The 20,454-nt window shown below is 59.3% G+C and carries 16 protein-coding genes and 1 pseudogene; 8 read left to right on the forward strand and 9 right to left on the reverse strand.

Annotated features, from left to right (window positions below; all coding sequences use genetic code 11):
- Positions 1 to 31: 31 nt before the first annotated feature.
- Positions 32 to 1,105, forward strand: coding sequence for a FecCD family ABC transporter permease (locus RSF91_RS09310; RefSeq protein ID WP_332568175.1), 1,074 nt, complete (start codon positions 32 to 34; stop codon positions 1,103 to 1,105).
- Complete coding sequence (locus tag RSF91_RS09315) at positions 1,102 to 1,920, forward strand: heme ABC transporter ATP-binding protein (RefSeq protein ID WP_332568156.1); 819 nt, start codon at positions 1,102 to 1,104, stop codon at positions 1,918 to 1,920. Before RSF91_RS09310 ends, RSF91_RS09315 begins: the two co-directional genes overlap by 4 nt.
- A 185-nt stretch (positions 1,921 to 2,105) precedes the next feature.
- Here the strand turns inward: RSF91_RS09315 and RSF91_RS09320 are convergent, their stop codons facing one another.
- Together RSF91_RS09320 and ppsR are read right to left on the reverse strand one after the other, a co-directional pair.
- Entirely contained in the window at positions 2,106 to 2,942 is an 837-nt protein-coding gene (locus RSF91_RS09320; protein WP_332568157.1) for a glycosyltransferase family 2 protein, read from the reverse strand.
- Between the two features lie 27 nt (positions 2,943 to 2,969).
- The gene (gene ppsR / locus RSF91_RS09325) at positions 2,970 to 3,791 is read right to left on the reverse strand and encodes a posphoenolpyruvate synthetase regulatory kinase/phosphorylase PpsR (protein ID WP_099738054.1); all 822 of its coding nucleotides are present in this window, start codon (positions 3,789 to 3,791) and stop codon (positions 2,970 to 2,972) included.
- 252 nt (positions 3,792 to 4,043) lie between these two features.
- Between ppsR and ppsA the strand changes: the two genes are divergently transcribed.
- The 4 genes from ppsA to RSF91_RS09345 all read left to right on the forward strand — a co-directional run bounded on the left by ppsA (position 4,044) and on the right by RSF91_RS09345 (position 9,637).
- On the forward strand, positions 4,044 to 6,434 hold the full coding sequence (gene ppsA / locus RSF91_RS09330) for a phosphoenolpyruvate synthase (protein ID WP_332568158.1): 2,391 nt from the start codon (positions 4,044 to 4,046) through the stop codon (positions 6,432 to 6,434).
- Between the two features lie 14 nt (positions 6,435 to 6,448).
- Positions 6,449 to 6,859, forward strand: a complete 411-nt coding sequence (locus tag RSF91_RS09335) for a DUF4212 domain-containing protein (RefSeq protein ID WP_332568159.1) — start codon at positions 6,449 to 6,451, stop codon at positions 6,857 to 6,859.
- Positions 6,852 to 8,951, forward strand: coding sequence for a VC_2705 family sodium/solute symporter (locus tag RSF91_RS09340; protein ID WP_332568160.1), 2,100 nt, complete (start codon positions 6,852 to 6,854; stop codon positions 8,949 to 8,951). Before RSF91_RS09335 ends, RSF91_RS09340 begins: the two co-directional genes overlap by 8 nt.
- 179 nt (positions 8,952 to 9,130) lie before the next feature.
- Positions 9,131 to 9,637: a hypothetical protein gene (locus tag RSF91_RS09345; protein ID WP_332568161.1), complete on the forward strand. Its 507-nt coding sequence runs from the start codon at positions 9,131 to 9,133 to the stop codon at positions 9,635 to 9,637.
- Between the two features lie 66 nt (positions 9,638 to 9,703).
- Here RSF91_RS09345 and RSF91_RS09350 read toward each other — a convergent pair whose 3' ends face one another.
- The 7 genes and pseudogenes from RSF91_RS09350 to dnaG all read right to left on the reverse strand — a co-directional run bounded on the left by RSF91_RS09350 (position 9,704) and on the right by dnaG (position 18,037).
- Positions 9,704 to 10,057 (reverse strand): FKBP-type peptidyl-prolyl cis-trans isomerase, encoded by a 354-nt coding sequence (locus RSF91_RS09350; protein WP_332568176.1) that lies wholly within the window; start codon positions 10,055 to 10,057, stop codon positions 9,704 to 9,706.
- Positions 10,052 to 10,396 (reverse strand): annotated as a pseudogene (locus RSF91_RS09355) (FKBP-type peptidyl-prolyl cis-trans isomerase); the annotation flags it as partial. The pseudogene RSF91_RS09355 and the gene RSF91_RS09350, both read right to left, overlap by 6 nt.
- Positions 10,397 to 10,525: 129 nt before the next feature.
- Positions 10,526 to 10,831, reverse strand: a complete 306-nt coding sequence (locus RSF91_RS09360; protein ID WP_003057624.1) for a winged helix-turn-helix transcriptional regulator — start codon at positions 10,829 to 10,831, stop codon at positions 10,526 to 10,528.
- A gap of 356 nt (positions 10,832 to 11,187) precedes the next feature.
- Positions 11,188 to 12,129 (reverse strand): ketopantoate reductase family protein, encoded by a 942-nt coding sequence (locus tag RSF91_RS09365; RefSeq protein ID WP_332568162.1) that lies wholly within the window; start codon positions 12,127 to 12,129, stop codon positions 11,188 to 11,190.
- 21 nt (positions 12,130 to 12,150) lie between these two features.
- Complete coding sequence (locus RSF91_RS09370) at positions 12,151 to 13,176, reverse strand: Bug family tripartite tricarboxylate transporter substrate binding protein (RefSeq protein WP_332568163.1); 1,026 nt, start codon at positions 13,174 to 13,176, stop codon at positions 12,151 to 12,153.
- Between the two features lie 148 nt (positions 13,177 to 13,324).
- Entirely contained in the window at positions 13,325 to 15,769 is a 2,445-nt protein-coding gene (gene rpoD / locus RSF91_RS09375; protein WP_332568164.1) for an RNA polymerase sigma factor RpoD, read from the reverse strand.
- 276 nt (positions 15,770 to 16,045) lie between these two features.
- Positions 16,046 to 18,037: a DNA primase gene (gene dnaG / locus RSF91_RS09380; RefSeq protein ID WP_332568165.1), complete on the reverse strand. Its 1,992-nt coding sequence runs from the start codon at positions 18,035 to 18,037 to the stop codon at positions 16,046 to 16,048.
- A gap of 383 nt (positions 18,038 to 18,420) precedes the next feature.
- On the opposite strand from dnaG, the gene RSF91_RS09385 reads away from it, so the two are divergent.
- Together RSF91_RS09385 and RSF91_RS09390 are read left to right on the forward strand one after the other, a co-directional pair.
- A complete protein-coding gene (locus RSF91_RS09385; RefSeq protein ID WP_332568166.1) occupies positions 18,421 to 18,633 on the forward strand; it encodes a hypothetical protein in 213 nt (70 codons plus the stop codon).
- Between the two features lie 8 nt (positions 18,634 to 18,641).
- Positions 18,642 to 20,288 (forward strand): acyl-CoA synthetase, encoded by a 1,647-nt coding sequence (locus RSF91_RS09390; RefSeq protein ID WP_332568177.1) that lies wholly within the window; start codon positions 18,642 to 18,644, stop codon positions 20,286 to 20,288.
- The last annotated feature ends 166 nt before the right edge of the window (positions 20,289 to 20,454 follow it).

Here is a 20,454-nt window from a genome sequence, read left to right on the forward strand (position 1 = left end):
TCAACCGGTCACACCGGTGCGTTGCGCGCCCATGGCTGCATCGCGCTGGCGCACGCCAGCCGGGCGGCTCAGCCGCAGCGCAGCGCTGCTGCTGGGCGCGGTGCTGGTGCTGCTGGCCATGGTCTGGGGGGCGGCCAGCGGTGCCTATGCGATTGCGCCCGCGCAGTTGCCGGGCATTGTCTGGGATGGTCTGCGCGGCCTGCTGGGCGGTGCGGTGCAGCAGGGGCCAGAGCATCTGGTCTTTCTCAATATTCGACTGCCACGCCTGTTGATGGGCGTGGCCGCTGGCGCAGGTCTGGGGCTGGCCGGTGCGCTGATGCAGGGCCTGTTTCGCAACCCGCTGGCAGACCCCGGCCTGATTGGCGTGAGCAGCGGCGCTGCCTTGGCGGCGGGCATCACCATTGTTCTGGGCGGCATGTACCTGCCGTGGCTGCCGCGCCATCTGGGCAGCTGGGCACTGGTGGTCATGGCGTTTGGCGGCGGTCTGGCCGTCACGGCCGTGGTCTATGTGCTGGGCCAGGTGCAGGGCACCACCCGCATCGGCCTGATGCTGCTGGCCGGCATTGCGATTAATGCGCTGGCCGGTGCCGGTCTGGGCTTTTTGAGCTTTATTTCGACCGACGAGCAGTTGCGTAACCTGCAGATGTGGCTGCTGGGCAGCCTGGGCGCATCGCGCTGGAGTGCTGTGGGTCTGGTGGGTTCTGCCGTTGCTTTAAGCACGTTGGCCGCGCTGGCGCTTGCAAGGCCTTTGAATGCGATTGCTCTGGGCGAGGCTCAGGCCAATCTGCTGGGCGTGGCGGTTGAAAAAACCAAGCGCCATACCGTTCTGGTTGCGGCGCTGGCCGTGGGCGCGGTGACGGCGACCACCGGCATCATCGGCTTTATCGGCCTCGTCGCGCCGCACTGGGTGCGACTGATTGCCGGGCCAGATCACCGTGTGGTACTGCCGGGCTCGGCCCTGCTGGGCGCGGCGCTGGTGGTCAGCGCAGATGCCGTGGCGCGCACCATCGTCAAACCGGCGGAGCTGCCGCTGGGCGTGCTCACCGCCTTTATCGGCGTGCCGCTATTTCTGGCCATGCTGCGCCAGTTCAGGAGCAAGGTATGAGTGCCGCGTCACAGATGGGTTCACAGATCGAATGCCGCAACCTGGGCGTAGGCGTGGCCAAAGGCCCGCGTCTGGCCACGGTCGATGTGCAGATTCAGGCCGGGCGCTTTACCGCCATCCTCGGCCCCAATGGCGCGGGCAAATCCACGCTGATGTCCATGCTGGTGGGCGAGCGCGCTCCGCAGGCCGGGCAGGTGCTGCTGGATGGGATGGAGCTGGCGAGCCACCCGGTTGAGAGGCTGGCCCGTCGCCGCTCTGTCATGCCGCAGGATTGCAGTGTGGCGTTTGACTTCACGGCGCAGGAGGTAGTGGAGCTGGGGCGCTACCCGCACCGCAACCAGCCTGGTGCTGAAGAAGCGCAAATTCCGGCCGAGGCCATGGCACTGACGGGTGTTGACCATCTGGCTCAGCGCAGCATCAATACATTGTCTGGTGGTGAGCGTGCCCGCGCCCATCTGGCAAGGGCTTTGGCGCAAATCTGGCAGGCCCCTGCCGATGGGGCTGCACGCTGGCTACTGCTGGATGAGCCCACGGCTGCGCTTGACCTGGCCCACCAGCACCACGCCATGCGCCTGCTACGCGACTGGGCGAGCGAACGCGGTGTGGGCGTGATAGCGGTCTTGCACGACTTGAACCTGGCCCTGCGCTATGCCGACGATGTGCTGGTGCTGGGCGGAGCCGCTGGCGTGAGCTGGGGCGCAACGCAAGAAGTGCTGCAGCCTGAGCTGATTCAACGCGTGTGGGACATGCAGTGCGACCCGGTGCACAGCAGCGACGGCGCGCTGCAATATCTTTTTGTAGCGGGTAGCGCTTGATTTTGTAGGGTTTCAGGTAGGAATCTACTTGAAAATCAATAAAATCATGCGCCATTAGCTCTTATATAAATAGCATCTGAGGCCGCATTGGTGCATCCATTCAAGCTGGTGAGTCATTTTCCCACGCAGTACCCCGTACCGGCTGTGGAGTTGGGCGCTCTAGTTTGAACTCTTTGTGTCGTGCTTCAGTTCGCTGATGAGTTGGCGGCGTCGGGCTGCAAAGAGGCTAATATGCTGCTTGGATTGAGGCAGAGACGAATCTCTTGCATGGCGGCGTCCACCGCCTGGATGTGTTGATCAGCCGCCTGTTGAAAAGTACCGCTGGTTTCCCAGTCGTTAAGCTCAACCACTACGCGGTTGTTTTCAACGCGGCTTCGATCCAAGAAATAAACCGTTGCACCCCCTTCTCGGGCATGGTGTATGAGAGCCGGGATGTTGCAGCGTAGTCCCTTCCAGTGCTTGGAGAAAAGGGCGCGGAAGTGTCCATCTTCGCCAGCCGCGTGAGTGCGCCAGTGCTCTGCCATAGGAAAGCCGCCGGAGGCCAGAAATACACTGCGTCTACAGATTAAATTGGTAATAAAGACGTGGGACAGGCCTTTGATGCGCAAGTCTCCCTCTTGAATACCCAGCCGCGGCGGCAGATCGACGACTTGGGCTTCGCCTGAGAGTGCCCCGGTGTCGGGGTGTTGCTGCATCAGTTGTGAAGCTTGTCCATACCAATCCTGAGCATGCTCATCGTCTTGGTCAAGAAAGCTCAACAGTGGCGCGCGTGCCAGCACTGCGCCCAGGTTACGAGCGCGGCTTTGTCCGCCGTTATCGGGCAGAAAAAAAGTGCGCACGCGGCGGTCACTGTGGGCTAGTGCCGCGGCACAATCCCTGGCTTGCTGCTGCGGGCTAAAGTCATCGATGAGCAACACCTCCATATCCACATGGTTCTGGCTCAGTACTGAGTGAACGGCTCTTTCGAGGTGATCCTGTCCGTTGTAGACGGGAATGATGCAGCTGATCTGGGGTGTGCTCATAAGGCGGTTCGATTGTGGTGCCTAGAGTCAGTGTCCCAGGTGCTGAGGTAAAACTTCCTGCAAGATGGTGGTGGCGATTTCCTCAATTGACTTGGTGGTGCTCGACAGCCACTCGATACCACTGCGGCGCATCATGGATTCGGCCTCGGCCACTTCGTATCGGCAGTTCTGCAGGCTGGCGTATTTGGAGTCAGGGCGGCGCTCGTTGCGGATGCTGGACAGGCGCTCGGGCTGAATCGTCAGGCCAAACAGCTTTTTGCGGAAGGGCTCCAGCGCGGGCGGCAACTGCTTGCGTTCAAAGTCTTCGGGAATCAGCGGGTAGTTGGCGACCTTCAGGCCAAATTGCATGGCCAGGTACAGGCTGGTTGGCGTCTTGCCTGAGCGGCTCACGCCCACCAGAATCACGTCCGCACCGGTCAGGTCGGTATGGGTCTGACCGTCATCGTGGGCCAGCGTGTAGTTGATGGCCTCCATGCGCTCCAGATATTCCTTGCTCTCGCTGATATCGGCAAAGCGGCCCACGCGGTGCAGCGACTTCTGGCCCAGCTCCACCTCCAGCGGGCGCACAAAGGTGCCGAACATGTCAAACAGCTTGCCCTTGCTGTTGGCTTCCAGAAATTCCAGCATCTCCTGATTGACCAGCGTGGTGAAGATGATGGGCTTCTTGTTTTCCACATCTGCCACATGATTGATCTGGCGAACCGCCTGATGAATCTTGTCCATCGAGTCCACAAAAGGAATGCGAATCAGACGTGGCTTGCTGTCGAACTGGGCCATGATGGCTGTGCCAAAGGTTTCAGCCGTGATGCCTGTGCCGTCAGAAATGACAAAAATCGTATGGGTATGCATGGTGCGCGCAGTGATTAGGTGGGGGCGGGGCTGGCAATGCCATTCCCTGAGCGGAGAAACAGGTTTGTGCCACGCGAGATGTCATGGCTAGGCCTACAATTGCGCCCATTATTCCCAAATTCCACCCATGCTCGTTGACGGTCAACATCCAGAACAGCAAAGCACTGCCTTGATGCAGCGTGGGTTCGCGTCGCCTGGCCATTCAGCCCAGGCCTCGCAAGCGTGCCGGTTTTTTACCTTTGGAGCTTTCCCATGTCTCAACTGTTCGAAGCGACCGCATTAGTCGTTCCGTTTGAAAAACTGAGAATGACCGACGTTGAGTCGGTCGGCGGCAAAAACGCCTCGCTGGGCGAAATGATCTCGCAACTGCCCCAGGGCGTGCGCGTTCCTACCGGCTTTGCGACGACGGCTCACGCCTTCCGCGAATTCCTGGCCTTTGAAGGTCTGGCCGGCAAGATTTCCGCCAAGCTGGCTGCTCTGGATGTGGACGATGTCCGCGCTCTGGCCGCTGTGGGCGCTGAAATCCGCGCCATGGTGGAAAGCCAGCCTTTCCCTGCCGATCTGGAAGCCGCCATCCGCGCTGACTTCATCACGCTGCAAGCGGGCAACCCTGCCGCTTCGTTCGCCGTGCGCTCTTCTGCCACTGCAGAAGACTTGCCCGATGCATCGTTCGCCGGTCAGCAAGAAACCTTCCTGAACGTGGTGGGCATTGAAGACGTGCTGCACAAGATGAAGGAAGTGTTTGCGTCGCTGTACAACGACCGCGCTATCTCCTACCGCGTGCACAAGGGCTTTGAGCACGATGTGGTGGCTCTGTCCGCTGGCGTGCAGCGCATGGTGCGCTCCGATCTGGGCGCTGCCGGCGTGATGTTCACCATCGACACCGAGTCTGGCTTTGAAGAAGTGGTGTTCATCACTTCCAGCTATGGCCTGGGTGAAACCGTGGTGCAGGGCGCTGTGAACCCTGACGAGTTCTACGTGCACAAGCCCATGCTGAAGGCTGGGAACAAGGCTTTGATTCGCCGCAATTTGGGCTCCAAGCTGATCCAGATGGTCTTTTCTTCGCCTGAAGAGAAGGCTGCCGACGGCAAGCTGGTCAAGACCACCGATGTGGCCCACGAGCTGCGCAACCGCTACTCGCTGACCGACGCTGATGTCGAGCAACTGGCGCGCTACGCTCTGGTGATCGAAGAGCACTACGGTCGTCCCATGGACATCGAGTGGGGCAAGGACGGCACCGACGGTCAGCTCTACATCCTGCAGGCACGCCCTGAAACCGTGAAGAGCCAGTCCAAGGGCCAGGCCGAGCTGCGTTACAAGCTCAAGAGCACCGGCACCGTGCTGGCCGAAGGCCGCGCCATTGGTCAGAAGATTGGTACCGGCCCTGTGCGTCTGGTGTCCGACATCTCGCAAATGGATCAAGTGCAAGCCGGCGATGTGCTGGTGACCGACATGACCGACCCCAACTGGGAACCCGTCATGAAGAAGGCTTCGGCCATCGTCACCAACCGTGGCGGCCGTACCTGCCACGCTGCCATCATTGCGCGTGAACTGGGTATCCCCGCTGTGGTGGGTTGCGGCAACGCCACCGACCTGCTCAAGGCCGGTACTCTGGTGACCGTGTCCTGCTCCGAAGGCGACACCGGCAAGATCTATGACGGCGTGCTGGATACCGAAGTGACCGAGGTCAAGCGCGGTGAAATGCCTGCCATCAAGACCAAGATCATGATGAACGTGGGCAACCCCCAGCTGGCATTTGACTTTGCCCAGCTGCCCAACGAAGGCGTGGGTCTGGCCCGTCTGGAATTCATCATCAACAACAACATCGGCGTGCACCCCAAGGCCATCCTGGACTACCCCGCTGTGGATGCCGACCTGAAGAAGGCCGTGGAATCCGTGGCCCGTGGCCATGCATCGCCCCGCGCGTTCTACGTGGACAAGGTTGCTGAAGGCGTGGCTACCATTGCCGCCGCTTTCTGGCCCAAGCCCGTCATCGTGCGCATGTCGGACTTCAAGTCCAACGAGTACCGCAAGCTGATCGGTGGCAGCCGCTACGAACCCGAGGAAGAGAACCCCATGCTGGGCTTCCGTGGCGCAGCCCGCTACATCTCCAAGGAATTCGGCGAAGCGTTCAAGATGGAGTGCGAAGCTCTGCACCGCGTGCGCGAAGACATGGGCCTGACGAATGTGCAGATCATGATCCCCTTCGTGCGTACGCTGGGTCAGGCCAAGCGCGTGACCGAGCTGCTGGCTGAAAACGGCCTGAAGCGCGGCGAGAACGGCCTGAAGTTCATCATGATGTGCGAAGTGCCTTCGAACGCCATTCTGGCGGACGAGTTCCTCGAGTACTTCGACGGCTTCTCGATCGGCTCCAACGATCTGACACAGCTGACCCTGGGTCTGGACCGTGACTCCGGTCTGGAACTGCTGGCTGCTGACTTTGATGAACGCGACCCTGCAGTCAAGAAGATGCTGGAGCTGGCGATTACCGCCTGCCTGAAGCAAGATAAGTACGTGGGCATCTGCGGTCAAGGCCCTTCGGATCACCCCGATTTCGCCCTGTGGCTGGCAGAAAAGGGTATCAAGTCGATCTCGCTGAACCCCGACAGCGTTGTTGCCACCTGGCAGCGTCTGGCTCAATAAGCCCCAGCATCGCCATGCAGACGCACCACGCGCCTCCGCATGACGATGCCGTGTCGGATGCCTCTTTGCAGGCATTCGACGCTTTCGATGCATTGGGCAATCCGGTAGAAGTCACTTTCCCGCCGGATTTGCACGACACACACCACCTGAGACTCAAGGCCTTGCTGCTGACCGTCTGGGTGGTGTTTTCATTTGGTACCAGCTATTTCGCGCGTGATCTGCAGGCGCTGATGCCGGGCTGGTCTGCGGCTTACTGGATGGCGGCCCAAGGGGCGGTCCTGATGTTCCTGCTCATCATCGTGGTCTATTGTGTGGCCATGGATTATTTTGAGCGCCAGCAAGCGCGTGACGAGGCCCGCAAAGCGACCGGTAAGGTGGCTGCTGATCACGACGCAACATCCTCCTCCACTGATTTTCATGCCTGAGCGGCCCGCACTGAGCGGCGCCTATCACTGGCGACTGCATCGCATTCTTTTTCTCTATGTGCTGGGCGTGGCAGGTTTTGTGCTGACCATGCTCTGGGCCGAAGGGCGCGGCCTGTCGCGCCACTGGATCGGGCCCATTTTTCTGTTTTGCACTGTGATGGTGTACGCGGGCATTGGTGTCTACACACGCACTAGTGATGCCGAAGAATATTTCGTCGCCGGGCGGCGCATACCGGCTTTTTACAACGGCATGGCAGCGGCTGCGGACTGGATGAGCGCGGCATCGTTCATCAGCCTCTCTGGCGCGCTGTATCTGCAAGGCTTTTCGGGGGCGGGCACCCAGCCGGGCGGCCTGGCTTATGTGCTGGGCTGGACGGGGGGCTTCTGCCTAGTCGGCATGCTGATTGCCCCCTATCTGCGGGCCATGAATCTCTATACCGTGCCTGACTTTTTTCAGGCACGGTTTGGCGGGCGCTGGCCGCGCATCATTGCCGCGCTGGCGGCCATTACCTGCTCGTTCACCTATGTGGTGGCGCAAATCTACGGTGTGGGGCTGATTGCGGCACGACTGACGGGTGTGCAGTTCGAGATCGGCATCATGCTGGGGCTGGGCGGCGTATTGCTTTGCTCTTTTTTGGGCGGCATGCGTGCCATTACCTGGACGCAGGTGGCTCAATACGTGGTGATCTTGCTGGCATTCATGCTGCCGGTGTCATGGCTGGCTTATAAGCAATTGGGCAACCCTTTGGCGCCAGCAGCCTATACCCAGCAACTGGGCAAGATCGCTCAGCTGGAGCAGCAACTGCTGGCATCTGAAGCCGAGCAATCGGTGCTGGAGGCCTACCGCACCCGAGCCCAGGTGCTGCAGGCCAAGCTGCGCGATGTGCCCAATGTGCTGATGGCTGAGCGCCAGGCGCTGAGTGAGCATATCCGTGAGCTGCGCACCAGCAGTGGGAATATCGGCGCCATCATGGCAGCCAGCCGCGAACTGGCGGCCATGCCCAAGGATGAAGCTGCCGCGCGTGAGCGCTGGACGCGTGAGCTGCGCGAAGCCTATGAGAGGGCCAAGCCGCTGGGCGGCATGCCGCTGCAAAGCCAGCCTTTTGCGGGCGACCCGCATGGCACGCCTGAGGAGCAGCAGACCTATGAACATAGCCGCCGCAACTTCCTGGCGCTGGTGTTCTGCCTGATGGTAGGCACGGCTGGCCTGCCGCATTTGCTCACCCGCTATTACACGGTGCCAACAGTGTCGGCAGCGCGTAGCTCGGTGGCGTGGACGCTGTTCTTTATCGGCCTGCTGTACCTGTGCGCGCCTGCGCTGGCGGTGCTGGTCAAGTACGAAGTGATGAACAACCTGGTCGGTGCGCACTTTGATGCCCTGCCCAACTGGATTGCCCAGTGGTCGCGGGTTGATGGATCGCTGCTGGCGGTGGAAGACATCAACGGCGATGGCATTTTGCAGTTTGGCGAAATTCGCATGGGCGCCGACCTCATCATGCTGGTCACGCCCGAACTGGGCGGCATGCCCTATGTGGTCTCGGGTCTGGTGGCTGCTGGCGGGCTTGCGGCAGCGCTATCCACGGCGGATGGTTTGCTGCTGACCATCAGCAACGCGCTGGTACGGGATCTCTATTTTCAGGAGCGTCAGCGTGTGGATACGGCTCGCAAACGCCGTGTCTCGCCTGAGCAGCGCGTGATCTTGTCCAAATTTGCGCTGATGCTGGTGGCGTTGTCCGCCGCCTTTGTGGCGGCGCGGCGCTCGTCAGACATTTTGCCCATGGTCTCGGCCTCGTTCTCGCTTGCTGCATCGGCCTTTGTGCCCGCCATGGTGATGGGTATCTTCTGGCGCGGCACCACCCGGCGCGGTGCGGTGGCCGGTATGCTGCTGGGGCTGACGGTTACCGTGTATTACATGGTCACTCATGTGCAGGGCCTGCAAGGCGTGCTGCCAGCAGCTTTGCGTGCTGAAGCGCTGTGGTGGGGCATTCAGCCCATATCAGCAGGCGTGTTTGGTGTGCCTGCGGGCTTTGCCACGACGCTCCTGGTCAGCGGGTGGGAGTTATACCGTTCTAAAGCCATCTCGAATACTTAATTTGATAGCTGCTTGCGCTTGTCTGTATTGGGTTAGAGGCTGTTTTTAAATGAAATGCTGGCCCATCAATCCTGCCTGAGTTTGCAGGTAAACCCGCTTTGCAGCCCTTGTCATAGCTGCCACTCTGCTTTTCTAAGAACCCTGTGTTCAAGAATAAAAGTAAAGGAGAGGCAAGGCGGATGTACTTAGTCAAAACACCCGAAGGGCAGCAGGCCTTCAAGGAGCGCCACGTTGATTTGAGCCAGCGGCTGCGCTCGGCTTTTTTGCTGTTTGATGGCAGTCGCAGTCTGGCGCAGGTGCTGACCGCCACGGCAGCCTTGGGTGTGAGCAAGGATGATATTCTGGCCTTGGTCACCAAGGGCTGGCTGGCCAGGCGGGAGGCGCCGCCCCTGGCGGGTGGTGCGACGGTGGCTGTTGAAGTGCAGCCAGCCAAGAGTGTGGTGCCGTCTCTGGCGCCTGCCAAGGTAGACCCGGCCAGCACCACGCGCCGTTATCAGCAGGCTTATCCCATGGCGGTGTCTATTACCGGCGGGCTGGGGCTCAAGGGCTTCAGGCTCAATTTGGCTGTGGAAGCGGCCATGGGCTATGAGCAACTGGTGGAGCTAGCCCCGCGCATCCGTGAAGCTGCGGGTGACAAGGTTTATGGGCCGCTGCACAAGGCCTTGTTTGAGGCTGAGGCCGAATAAGCGTCAGGCATTTACTCAAAGAAAAAGCGGCTTGAAAGCCGCTTTTGTCATTGCAGAGTCTGCAGCTTAGACAGCCAGCAGTTCCACATCAAACTTCAGGGTCGCGTTGGGAGGAATCACGCCGCCTGCGCCGCGAGCGCCGTAGCCCAGCTCTGCAGGAATGATCAAGGTGCGCTGGCCGCCCACCTTCATGCCTTGCACGCCCTGGTCCCATCCCTTGATGACCATGCCCGCACCCAGTTGGAACTGGAAGGGGTCATTGCGGTCTTTGCTGGAATCAAACTTGGCGCCTTGCACGCCGTCTTTGTACAACCAGCCGGTGTAGTGCACGGTCACGCGTGCGCCGCGTGTGGCTTCAGCGCCGTCGCCCACGACGGTGTCTTCGATTTGCAGCACGGGCGCAGCCTTGGTGCCCAGCAGTTCCACGTCAAACTTCAGTGTGGCGTTAGGAGGAATCACGCCGCCTGCACCTTGGGCACCATAGCCAAGCGCTGCAGGAATGATCAAGGTGCGCTTGCCGCCCACCTTCATGCCCTGTACGCCTTCGTCCCAGCCGCGGATGACCATGCCATCGTCCAGTGTGAATTCAAAAGGCTCGCGGCGGTCTTTGCTGGAATCAAACTTGGCGCCTTGTACGCCGTCTTGGTACAACCAGCCCGTGTAATGCACTTTGACGTCAGCGCCGCTGGTGGCTTCGGCGCCTTCGCCGACCACGGTGTCTTCGTATTGCAGGCCAGAGGCGGTAGTGTTGAAAGCCATGATGGATTTCCTTTCAGCGCAAAGCAGAAAAAGGCGATTGAAAAAGGGCCAGCCAAGCATGCTTGGGGCCCTCGAATGATATGAGAGCAGGCAGCAATAGCCTGCTCCCGGCCGCATTAGCGGCAAATTTTACTTCTTGGCGCGTGCTGCAACCCAGCGGTTGGCAAAGGCTTGCACATCAGACAGGCGCTTGAGCAGGTCCTGACCGGTCAGGGTCACGGTGTAGCCGTCGCTGCCGTGCTCCAGCAGGCCGCACTCACGCAATTCCTTGATACGGGTGTTCAGGGTGTTCGGGGTGATGCCGCCGACGCTGTCTTGCAGCAAACGGAAGGTCTGGGGATGTCCATCCCGCAGAGCCCACAGCACGCGCAGCGCATAGCGGCATTCGAGCTTCTCGAACAGCTGGTTGATGGCGGCGTTTTCTTTGGAGCTCATGGACGCTTCTCCTTGCGCAATGATGTTGTCGAGCTGGGCGCACTTGGTGCGTACAGTGCCAAGTCTTAAAGACTATAGCGGTTAATTTATTTTGCTACAAGTTTAGTAGCTTCAAATCTGCAACTGCAACGCCTTGAGGCGATAACGTCACAAACTAGCCGCAAGTGTTGCAGGCCAGCCACGAATCAATAGGCGAAATCCTGCTGCTTCAGGGTTTATAGCAATACAAAGAGAGCTGGGGCAGGCTTCAGGCCGATATGGCACGGTTTGCAGGCTGTGTTAGCGCTGGCTTATTGATTTATTGATCAATAAATGCACTCAAGCCCTTTATTGATAGGCGCTTGAAGCTATGGAAATCATAGTGGCTCTGTTTTTGCAGCAGTTTGCTTGAGCTGCACTAGCACTTGCAACAGTCGATTGGCTGGTGTGGCAATGCCCAGCGCCTGCCCGCGTCGCACCACATAGCCGTTGAGATGGTCGATTTCCGTGGGCTTGGCGCGAGCCAGATCTTGCGCGGTAGAGGACAGTTGCAGGGGCATGGTGCGCGCAATGGCGGCCACGGCTTCATCGACATTGGCAGGCAGCTGCACGCCATCGGCCAGCGCCACGGCTTTGCATTCGCTGGCAATGTCTTGCATGACGGCAGGCACGCCATCCTGCGCCACCAGCCAGCCATAGGGCTGCTGGGTGAGGGCAGATAGCGCGTTGTACACGCAGTTGATGATGAGCTTTTGCCACAGTGCAGCCAGCACGCTGCCCGAAACCTGGGTGGGGATGTGCGCGGCGCTGAACTGCTGCGCAATGGCCTCGCCTTGCGGGCAGGGTGCAATCACCAGTTCGCCCCGGCCAAAGTGGCGCACATGGCCCAGCCCGGCCATGGCGGTTGCCACATAGACCATGGCAGCGGCCACGGGCTGATTGCCCAGCACTTGGCGCAGGCGCTGGTCGTTGTCCACGCCGTTTTGCAGGCTCAGTACCTGGGTGTGACTGGCAAGGTGAGGTTTGATCTGCGCAGCGGCGGCTTCTGTGTCGGTGGATTTGACGCAGAGTAATACCACATCAGCCCCTGCGACGGCATCGGCCGATGTGCTGGTGGCCACAGGCACATGAATGTCTTCCGTGGCGGTCTGCAGCCTCAGGCCGTGCTCGTTAATGGCCTGCATGTGTGATGCACGGCCAATCAGCGTGACGGAGTGGCCTGCGCGTGCAAGCAGGGCGCCAAAGTAGCAACCCACCGAACCTGCGCCCATGACGGCGACGGACAGAGGGCGAGAGCTGGGGTTTACGGAAGAGTTCATGCGCTCAAGCATAGCGGGAGCTTAGCTCTTGAGCTTGAGCAGGTAGGTCATCAGTTGCGCGGTGGAGGTCTCGATCTCCATGAAGTCGTGCAGGGCCTTGCCGGTCATCCACGAGGCGTTCCAGCTGTTGCTGGCCAGACTCTGCTTCCAGTTGTCATGATTGCTCGCAAATTCGATAGCTGCCAGCATTTGCTTGGAGCGCTCTGGCGCCACATTCTTGCCTGTCATCACGGCGCGCCAGTTGGACATCTCTGCATCCAGGCCTTGATCGCGCATGGAAGGAATGCCGAACATGGCGCGGCGCGAAGAGACACCCAGCGCGCGCAGCTTGCCGCTTTGCAGTGCCTCGCGCAGCTCGCTGTAGCCCGAAATCCCTACTTGCACCTGTTTTTTCAGCAGAGACTGCAGCACATCGTTGCCGCCGGGGAAGGGCTTGTACTGCAGCTGCTCGGCGTTGGCTTTGGAGACCCGGGCCAGCATGCCGGCATACATATGGTCCACACCACCGGCAGAGCCACCAGCAATCGCCACTGCGGGCAGGTTTTCACGCATGGCCTTGGCCAGGTCCTTGGGGCTGCTGATGGGCGAGTCGGCAGGCACGGCCACTACCAGGTAGTCGCTGGTCATACGTGCCAGTGTCTGCACCTGCTTCAGCTCGGCCGATGCCTTGTTCAGCGCCAGTGCACCGACCATGACCATGCCGCCAATCAGCAGGCTGTTGGGGTCGCTTCCGTAGCGCTTGGTGTAGTCGGCAAGGCCGATGGTGCCACCCTTGCCGCCAATATTTTCATAGACGACCTTGTCCGCCATGCCGCTGCTGATCAGTGCCGCGCCCAGTGCGCGGCCGGTCTGGTCCCAGCCGCCGCCGGGGTTGGCGGGGATGACGATGCGCAGCTCAGCGCCCAGTCGCTGTGCCTGATTGGCTTGCGCCAACGGCGCTGCAAAAGCGCTACCGGCGAGCAATGCTGAGCTGTAGTTCAACCATTCACGGCGAGTGATGTTGCGGCTGGTGACTTTGTTGAGAGCGGTCGAAATGCTGTTGGCCATGTTGTGTCTCCGTTATTTTTGGCTTGCCGGGGGGCTTTGCGCGCAAGCAAAGACTTGCTGACCTGAGCGCAAATGAAAAAGCCCCGACCTAGGGCAGGTCAGGGCTTTGAGCAGTGAGGAACCAGCAGGCCGATTCCATGCACAGACTTTACAGCGAGTCGATGAAGCTGCGCAGCTTATCGGAGCGCGAAGGGTGCTTCAACTTGCGCAGTGCCTTGGCTTCGATCTGACGGATACGCTCACGTGTCACGTCAAACTGCTTGCCCACTTCTTCCAGTGTGTGGTCGGTGGACATTTCAATACCGAAGCGCATGCGCAGCACCTTGGCTTCGCGAGGTGTCAGGCCATCCAGGATGTCCTTGACCACGTCGCGCAGGCCGGCTTGCATCGCAGCGTCGATAGGCGCTGTGTTGTTGCCGTCTTCGATGAAGTCGCCCAGGTGAGAATCGTCGTCGTCGCCGATGGGGGTTTCCATCGAAATCGGCTCCTTGGCGATCTTCATGATCTTGCGGATCTTGTCCTCGGGGATTTCCATCTTGGCTGCCAGGATGGACGCATCGGGCTCGAAACCAAACTCTTGCAAGTGCTGGCGCGAGATGCGGTTCATCTTGTTGATGGTCTCGATCATGTGCACAGGGATACGGATCGTGCGGGCCTGATCAGCGATGGAGCGCGTGATGGCCTGACGAATCCACCATGTGGCATAGGTCGAGAACTTGTAGCCGCGGCGGTATTCAAACTTGTCCACGGCCTTCATCAGGCCGATGTTGCCTTCCTGAATCAAGTCCAGGAACTGCAGACCACGGTTGGTGTACTTCTTGGCGATGGAGATCACGAGACGCAAGTTGGCCTCGATCATTTCCTTCTTGGCGTCGCGGCTGGCGCGCTCGCCATTGTTCATGCGCTTGTTGATGCTTTTCAGCTCATCCAGAGGCACGACCACGCGGGCTTGCAGGTCGATCAGGTTCTGCTGCAGCTCTTGCACGGGCGGAATATTGCGTTCCAGCACGGCGCTGTAGGGCTTGCCTGCGGCGACTTGCTTGATGACCCATTCCTTGTTCAGCAGGTTGGGCGGGAAGTCCTTGATGAACTGTTCCTGCGACATGCCGCACTTGTCCACAATGATCTTGCGCAGCTCGCGTTCCTTCTTGCGCACGTCATCCACCTGAGCGCGCACCAGATCGCACAGCTTCTCAATGGTCTTGGCCGTGAAGCGGATGGTCATCAGCTGTTCGGTGATGGCCTTCTGCACCTTCATGTATGCCTCGGTGCCGTAGCCTTCCTTGTCATACACCTTGTGCATCTTGTCGAACTGCTCGCGCATGTTGTCAAAGCGGGTCAGTGCTTCGTTTTTCAACTCTTCGAGCTTCTTGGTCAGCGCCTTGGAGCCGCCCTTGCCGTCGTCGTCGTCTTCTTCGTCGTATTCGTCGAAGTCTTCTTCGGCCACGTAGTCATCGTTTTCGTTCGCATTGACGAAACCGTCCACCACGGTGGTGATGACAACCTTGCCTTCGCGAATTTCCTCAGACATGTTGAGGATTTCAGCGATGGTGGCAGGGGAAGCCGAGATGGCTTCCATCATGTCCATCAGGCCGCCTTCAATGCGCTTGGCGATTTCAATTTCGCCTTCGCGTGTCAGCAGCTCAACCGTACCCATTTCACGCATGTACATGCGAACGGGGTCGGTAGTGCGGCCGAATTCCGAGTCCACGGTGGACAGAGCGGCTTCTGCAGCTTCTTCGGCTTCTTCTTCGGTAGCAGCGGACTGACCTGTGTTGTTCAGCAGCAGGGTTTCGGCGTCGGGCGTCTGCTCGTACACCGCCACACCCATGTCGTTCAACATGGAGATCACGACTTCCAGCGTTTCGGCATCGACCAGCTTGTCAGGCAGGTGGTCGTTGATTTCAGCGTGTGTCAGGTAGCCGCGGGTCTTACCCAGCTTGATCAGCATCTTCAGACGCTGACGACGGGTATTCAATTCGTCTTCAGTTAGAACGGTTTCGTCCAGACCGAATTCCTTCATCAAGGCGCGTTCCTTCGCCTTGCTGATCTTCATGCGCAGAGGCTTGACCTTTTCGGTAGGAGCGGCGGCAGCACCGGTCGCCACTTCCTCTTCGACTTCACCTTCCAGATCGCTGTCGATATCCGACAGGTCTGCATCATCCATGCCTTCGTCGGCTTCCTTGGCCTTGGGCTTGCGGCCGCGCTTGGCGGGTGCCTTGTCAGCGTCAGCGCTGGCGGCAGGAGCCTTGACAGCGGCAGCTTTCTTGGCTGCAGGTGCTTTTTTGGCGACAGTCTTCTTGGCTGCGGCGGGAGCGGCAGCGGTGTCGTCGTCTTCGGCCTTCTTGCGGCCGCGCTTGGGAGTTGCCTGTGCCAGCAGCGCATCGGCCATGGCTTTGAGTTCGGCTTGTGACTTGGTAACCACGGTGGTGTCTTTCTTTGCATCGGCCGCAGCTGCGGCACTCTTCTTCACAGCAGGCTTGCTGGCGCTGGCCTTGATGGGCGCTGCTGTGGAAGCAGAAGTTTTAGAGGTCTTGGGCTTCGCGGAAGCTGCTGGGGCCTGCTTGGACTTCTCGGACTTTGAAACGGGCATGAACACCTCTCGGGGTACGAACACACACAAACACACAAAGGAAAACGAAATTTGCAAACAAGCGCCACACATGCTGGCGCACGAACTGGCTTAGCCAGTCCGCTGGAAGCCGAAGACTCCCGGGCAAGATGTTGGGGCGATCATTTGGTATGCAATCCTTGCGAATATTGGGCCATGCAGTTGCTGCAATCTCGTGATTTCTTCACGGAGCCCGGGTCGGAGGTGTTGCTGTCGCTCTTGCCGATAGATATTTAGATTATACCTTTTAATCAGATGTCAAGAGGTAGTGCTAATAATTACAGATAATTTTTTTCGTCGCTCCTGAAATTCGATATATCGCCTTGCTGCGGTTGGGTCAGTAGCTATCTCTTTGAGAGCTTTTCCTTCTTCGCGCTTGAGGTGATCTACCAAAATCAGGTTCAAAGTGCCGCGCAACTCCTTGCGCAATTCATCGACCTCGCCTTCGGGCTGGGCATGTGCACCGTTCATTAATTTGCTGGCCAGCGGCTCGCACGCTGCGCCTTGTAATTGCTCGCGCAGCAAGGCCCAGGAGCGGGGGCCGGATTCGGTGAACTGTGCCTCCAGCCAGCGAAACAGCGGCGCGTGGCTTTCATTGCAGCGAGCCAGCGCATCAAAGTCCTCATGGGTCATTTCTTCCATGAACTCCATATGGCACATCAGCAGGCGCGCAGCCTGATCTTCGCGGCTGACGGGTGTGGGGCGCGGCCCCAGCTGTGGCGGGTTCCAGTCCTCGCCTTTTTTACCCCAGGGCTTGCGTGGGCGGCCAAATTCCTTGCGGCCAGCCCAGTTGCCGCCGCTGCCTTGCGGCTGATAAGCGTGTTGAGCGGGTGCGCTGGGCTCGGCCCAGTCAGGGGCGTTGTCCCAGTTGCTGGGCGGTGCATCCCAGTCTGGAGCTTGTTGATGCACGGGGGCGGCAGGCGCACGGCGGGCAATAGGGGCGGTGCGAGCCGTTTCCTGCGCCCAGATGTCGGTGAGGTCTTGTGAATTCAGCTGTGCCAGCGTTGCAATTTCAGACAGCAGCTGACGCTTGAGCGCGCCATCAGGTAGCAGCGACCACAACGGTCTGGCATTGCTGGCCATGCGGGCTCGGCCTTCGGTCTGGCCGAGATCACAGCCTTCGCTGGCGGCTTCAATCAGGAAGCGGCTTAGCGGCGTCGCATCCCCCACATAGCGGGCAAACGCGTCGGTGCCGAACTCACGAATAAAGGTGTCCGGGTCATGCTCGGACGGTAAGAACAAAAATTTGATGGAGCGTGTGTCTGTGGCCAGCGGCAGGGCGGCATCCAGCGCCTTGCGGGCGGCGCGGCGACCGGCGCCATCGCCGTCAAAACTGAAGACCACTGCTTCGGTAAACCGAAACAGTTTTTGCAGATGCTCGGGCGTACAGGCGGTGCCCAGCGTGGCAACGGCGTTGGCAAAGCCCAGCTGTGCCAGCGCCACCACGTCCATATAGCCTTCGGTGACCAGGGCATAGCCCATGTCGCGTAGGGCAGTGCGGGCTTCGAACAGACCATACAGCTCGCGGCCTTTGTGGAAGACCGGTGTTTCGGGGGAGTTCAGGTATTTGGGCTTTTCGTCACCAAACACGCGTCCGCCAAAGCCTATGCATTCGCCTTTGACATTGCGAATAGGGAACATGAGCCGGTCACGAAAACGGTCATAGCGGCGGTTGTCTTCCTCGCTAACGATGACCAGCCCCGCTTCTTCAAGCTGTGGGCTGTCATATTCAGGGAAAACGCTAGCCAGCCCATGCCAGCCTGCAGGCGCGTAGCCCAGACCAAAGCGCTTGCAGACTTCGCCCGATACGCCGCGTTTTTTTAAATACTCAATCGCCTTGGGCGCGCCCCTGAGATGCTTGCAATACGACTCCCCCGCTTTTTCCAGCAGGTCGCTCAGGCTCTCGGCCTTTTGCTTTTGCTGGGCTTGACGCTGGCGCTCGGCGGGGCTGATGTCGTCTTGCGGCACTTGCAGGCCGCACTGGTTAGCAAGCTCCTGCACGGCTTCCACAAAGCCCATGCCGGCATGCTCCATCAAGAAGCCGATGGCGTTGCCGTTCTTGCCGCAGCCAAAACAGTGAAAAAACTGTTTGCTGGGGCTGACGGTGAACGAGGGCGACTTCTCTCCATGGAACGGGCACAGGCCCATGAAATTGGCGCCGCCCTTTTTGAGTTGCACATAGCGGCCCACGATATCGACCACGTCGACGCGGGAGAGCAACTCTTGGATAAATGATTGGGGAATGGACACCCCCGTATTCTGCCTTTTCGGCAATCGCCGAGAGCGAAAGAGGAATGCCGAGCATGCGATGAGCGGGCAAAAAAAAGCCTGCACTAACAGGTGCAGGCTCAGGTCTCCAGATGCCCGGTCATTGCCGGACGCTCCTCTAAATGTCTCCTCCGCCTCACAGTTTTGAGTCTCCAGAACGGGTTCCATGCGGGGAAGGAACTCCGGCCTTGCCTGCCAGTGTTGGCAGCCATCACCTCAAAACATGCGCAAATTCTAAAAGCGATTTGAAGTCTTTGCGCTTGATATGTCAGATAAATGATGTCTTATAGATGACTGGCGCTGCGTGCCGAAAAATCAGGCAGCAATGCGGCATTGATTGAATTTCTAGTGCATTGATTTTTAATATGTTTATTGAATTTCAGAAGATGTTGAAACTTCTGTCTGCATTAATAACCTTTGATGATTCTGAGGATTTTTGTGCCGGCGGTGGGGCTGTTTTGACAGATTTTGCGGCTGGGTTGGCTGGCTATGGCTCAAAACAGGCCAGTGCCGCGCTGGGTTGTAAGCTGGGTGCAGAGCTAGCTGGAGTACAAAACGCTCAGGAGACAAAAACATGACAAGCCATATCACCAGTCATTACGACCTGAACCTCGCCCCCACAAGTGCTAACTATGCCGCGCAGACGCCTTTGAGCTTTATTGCGCGAACGGCCGAGGTCTACCCCGAGCGCCTTGCCATTGTTCATGGTGATTTGCGCCAGAACTGGGGGCAGACCTATGCACGCTGCCGGCAGCTGGCCAGCAGCCTGCAAAAAATAGGCATCGGCAAGAACGACACCGTGGCCGTCATCCTGCCAAACACCCCGCCCATGGTGGAGGCCCACTTTGGCGTGCCCATGTCTGGCGCCGTGCTTAATACGCTCAATACCCGGCTGGATGCCGAGACGCTGGCCTTCATGCTCGACCACGGCGAAGCCAAGGTGTTGATTGTTGACCCCGAATTCACGGGGCTGATTGCCAAGGCGCTGAAGCTGCGCAAAAACGCAGAGCCTCTTTATGTGATTCAGGTTGACGACGCTATGTATGGCGATGCGGCAGAGCAGGTAGGCAACATCGATTACGAAAGCTTTGTGGCCCAGGGCGATGCCGGTTTTGACTGGCAGATGCCCGGCGATGAGTGGGATGCGATTGCGCTGAACTACACCAGTGGCACCACCGGCAACCCCAAGGGCGTGGTCTACCACCACCGCGGCGCGCACAACAACGCCATCAGCAATGTGCTGGAGTGGGATATGCCCAAGCACGCCGTCTATTTGTGGACGCTGCCCATGTTCCACTGCAATGGCTGGTGCTTTCCGTGGACGGTGGCGGCACGCGCGGCGGTGAATGTCTGCCTGCGCCGGGTAGAGCCGCAGGCGGTGTTTGATGCCATTCGTAACCATGGCGTGACCCATTACTGCGGCGCGCCCATTGTTCATGGCCTGCTGGTCAACGCGCCAGCCGCCATGAAAGAAGGTGTGCCCGAGGGTATCAAGGCCATGGTGGCGGGCGCTGCGCCACCGGCTTCCATGATTGAGGGTATGGAGGCCATGGGTTTTGATATCACCCATGTTTATGGCCTGACCGAAACCTATGGCCCTGCAACCGTCTGCGCCAAGCATGAGAGCTGGAATGCGCTGGACATTGGCGAGCGCGCCCGCCTCAACTCGCGCCAAGGCGTGCGTTACCATCTGCAGCGCTCTGCCGCCGTGCTGGACCCCGAGACTATGCAGCCTGTGCCGCATGACGGCCAGACCATGGGCGAGATCATGTTTCAGGGCAATATCGCCATGAAGGGCTACCTCAAGAACCCGCAGGCCACGGCTGAAGCCTTCCGGGGTGGCTGGTTCCATAGCGGCGACCTGGCCGTGCAGCACCCTGATGGCTATATACAGATCAAGGACCGCAGCAAGGACATCATCATCTCGGGTGGCGAGAACATTTCGTCGATTGAGGTGGAAGACGTGCTGTACCGTCACCCCGCCGTGCTGGCCGCTGCCGTGGTGGCCAAGCCCGACCCGAAATGGGGAGAGACGCCTTGCGCCTTTGTGGAGCTGAAGGCGGGCGCTGAAACCACGGCAGAAGACATTGTTGCCCACTGCAAAAAGCATCTGGCTGGCTACAAGGTGCCGCGTGCTGTGGTGTTTGGTGAGCTGCCCAAGACCAGTACCGGCAAGATTCAGAAGTTTGAGTTGCGCAAGCAGGTGGGTTCGGCTTCGGCGATCTCGGTTTAAGCCATACCCGTCAGAAAAAAGCCCGGTGCGCAGTGCATTGGGCTCTTCAGCGGGCTTTTGTATTCAGGGTGCCTTTTTAAGTTTGATAGCTGCTTGCGCCTTTTATTCATAGGATTTCAATCGTTTTGTTTATGAATTCTATGAATATCAAGCGCTACCAGCTCTT

This window comes from Comamonas sp. (genome assembly GCF_036643215.1).
GTDB lineage: Bacteria > Pseudomonadota > Gammaproteobacteria > Burkholderiales > Burkholderiaceae_C > Comamonas.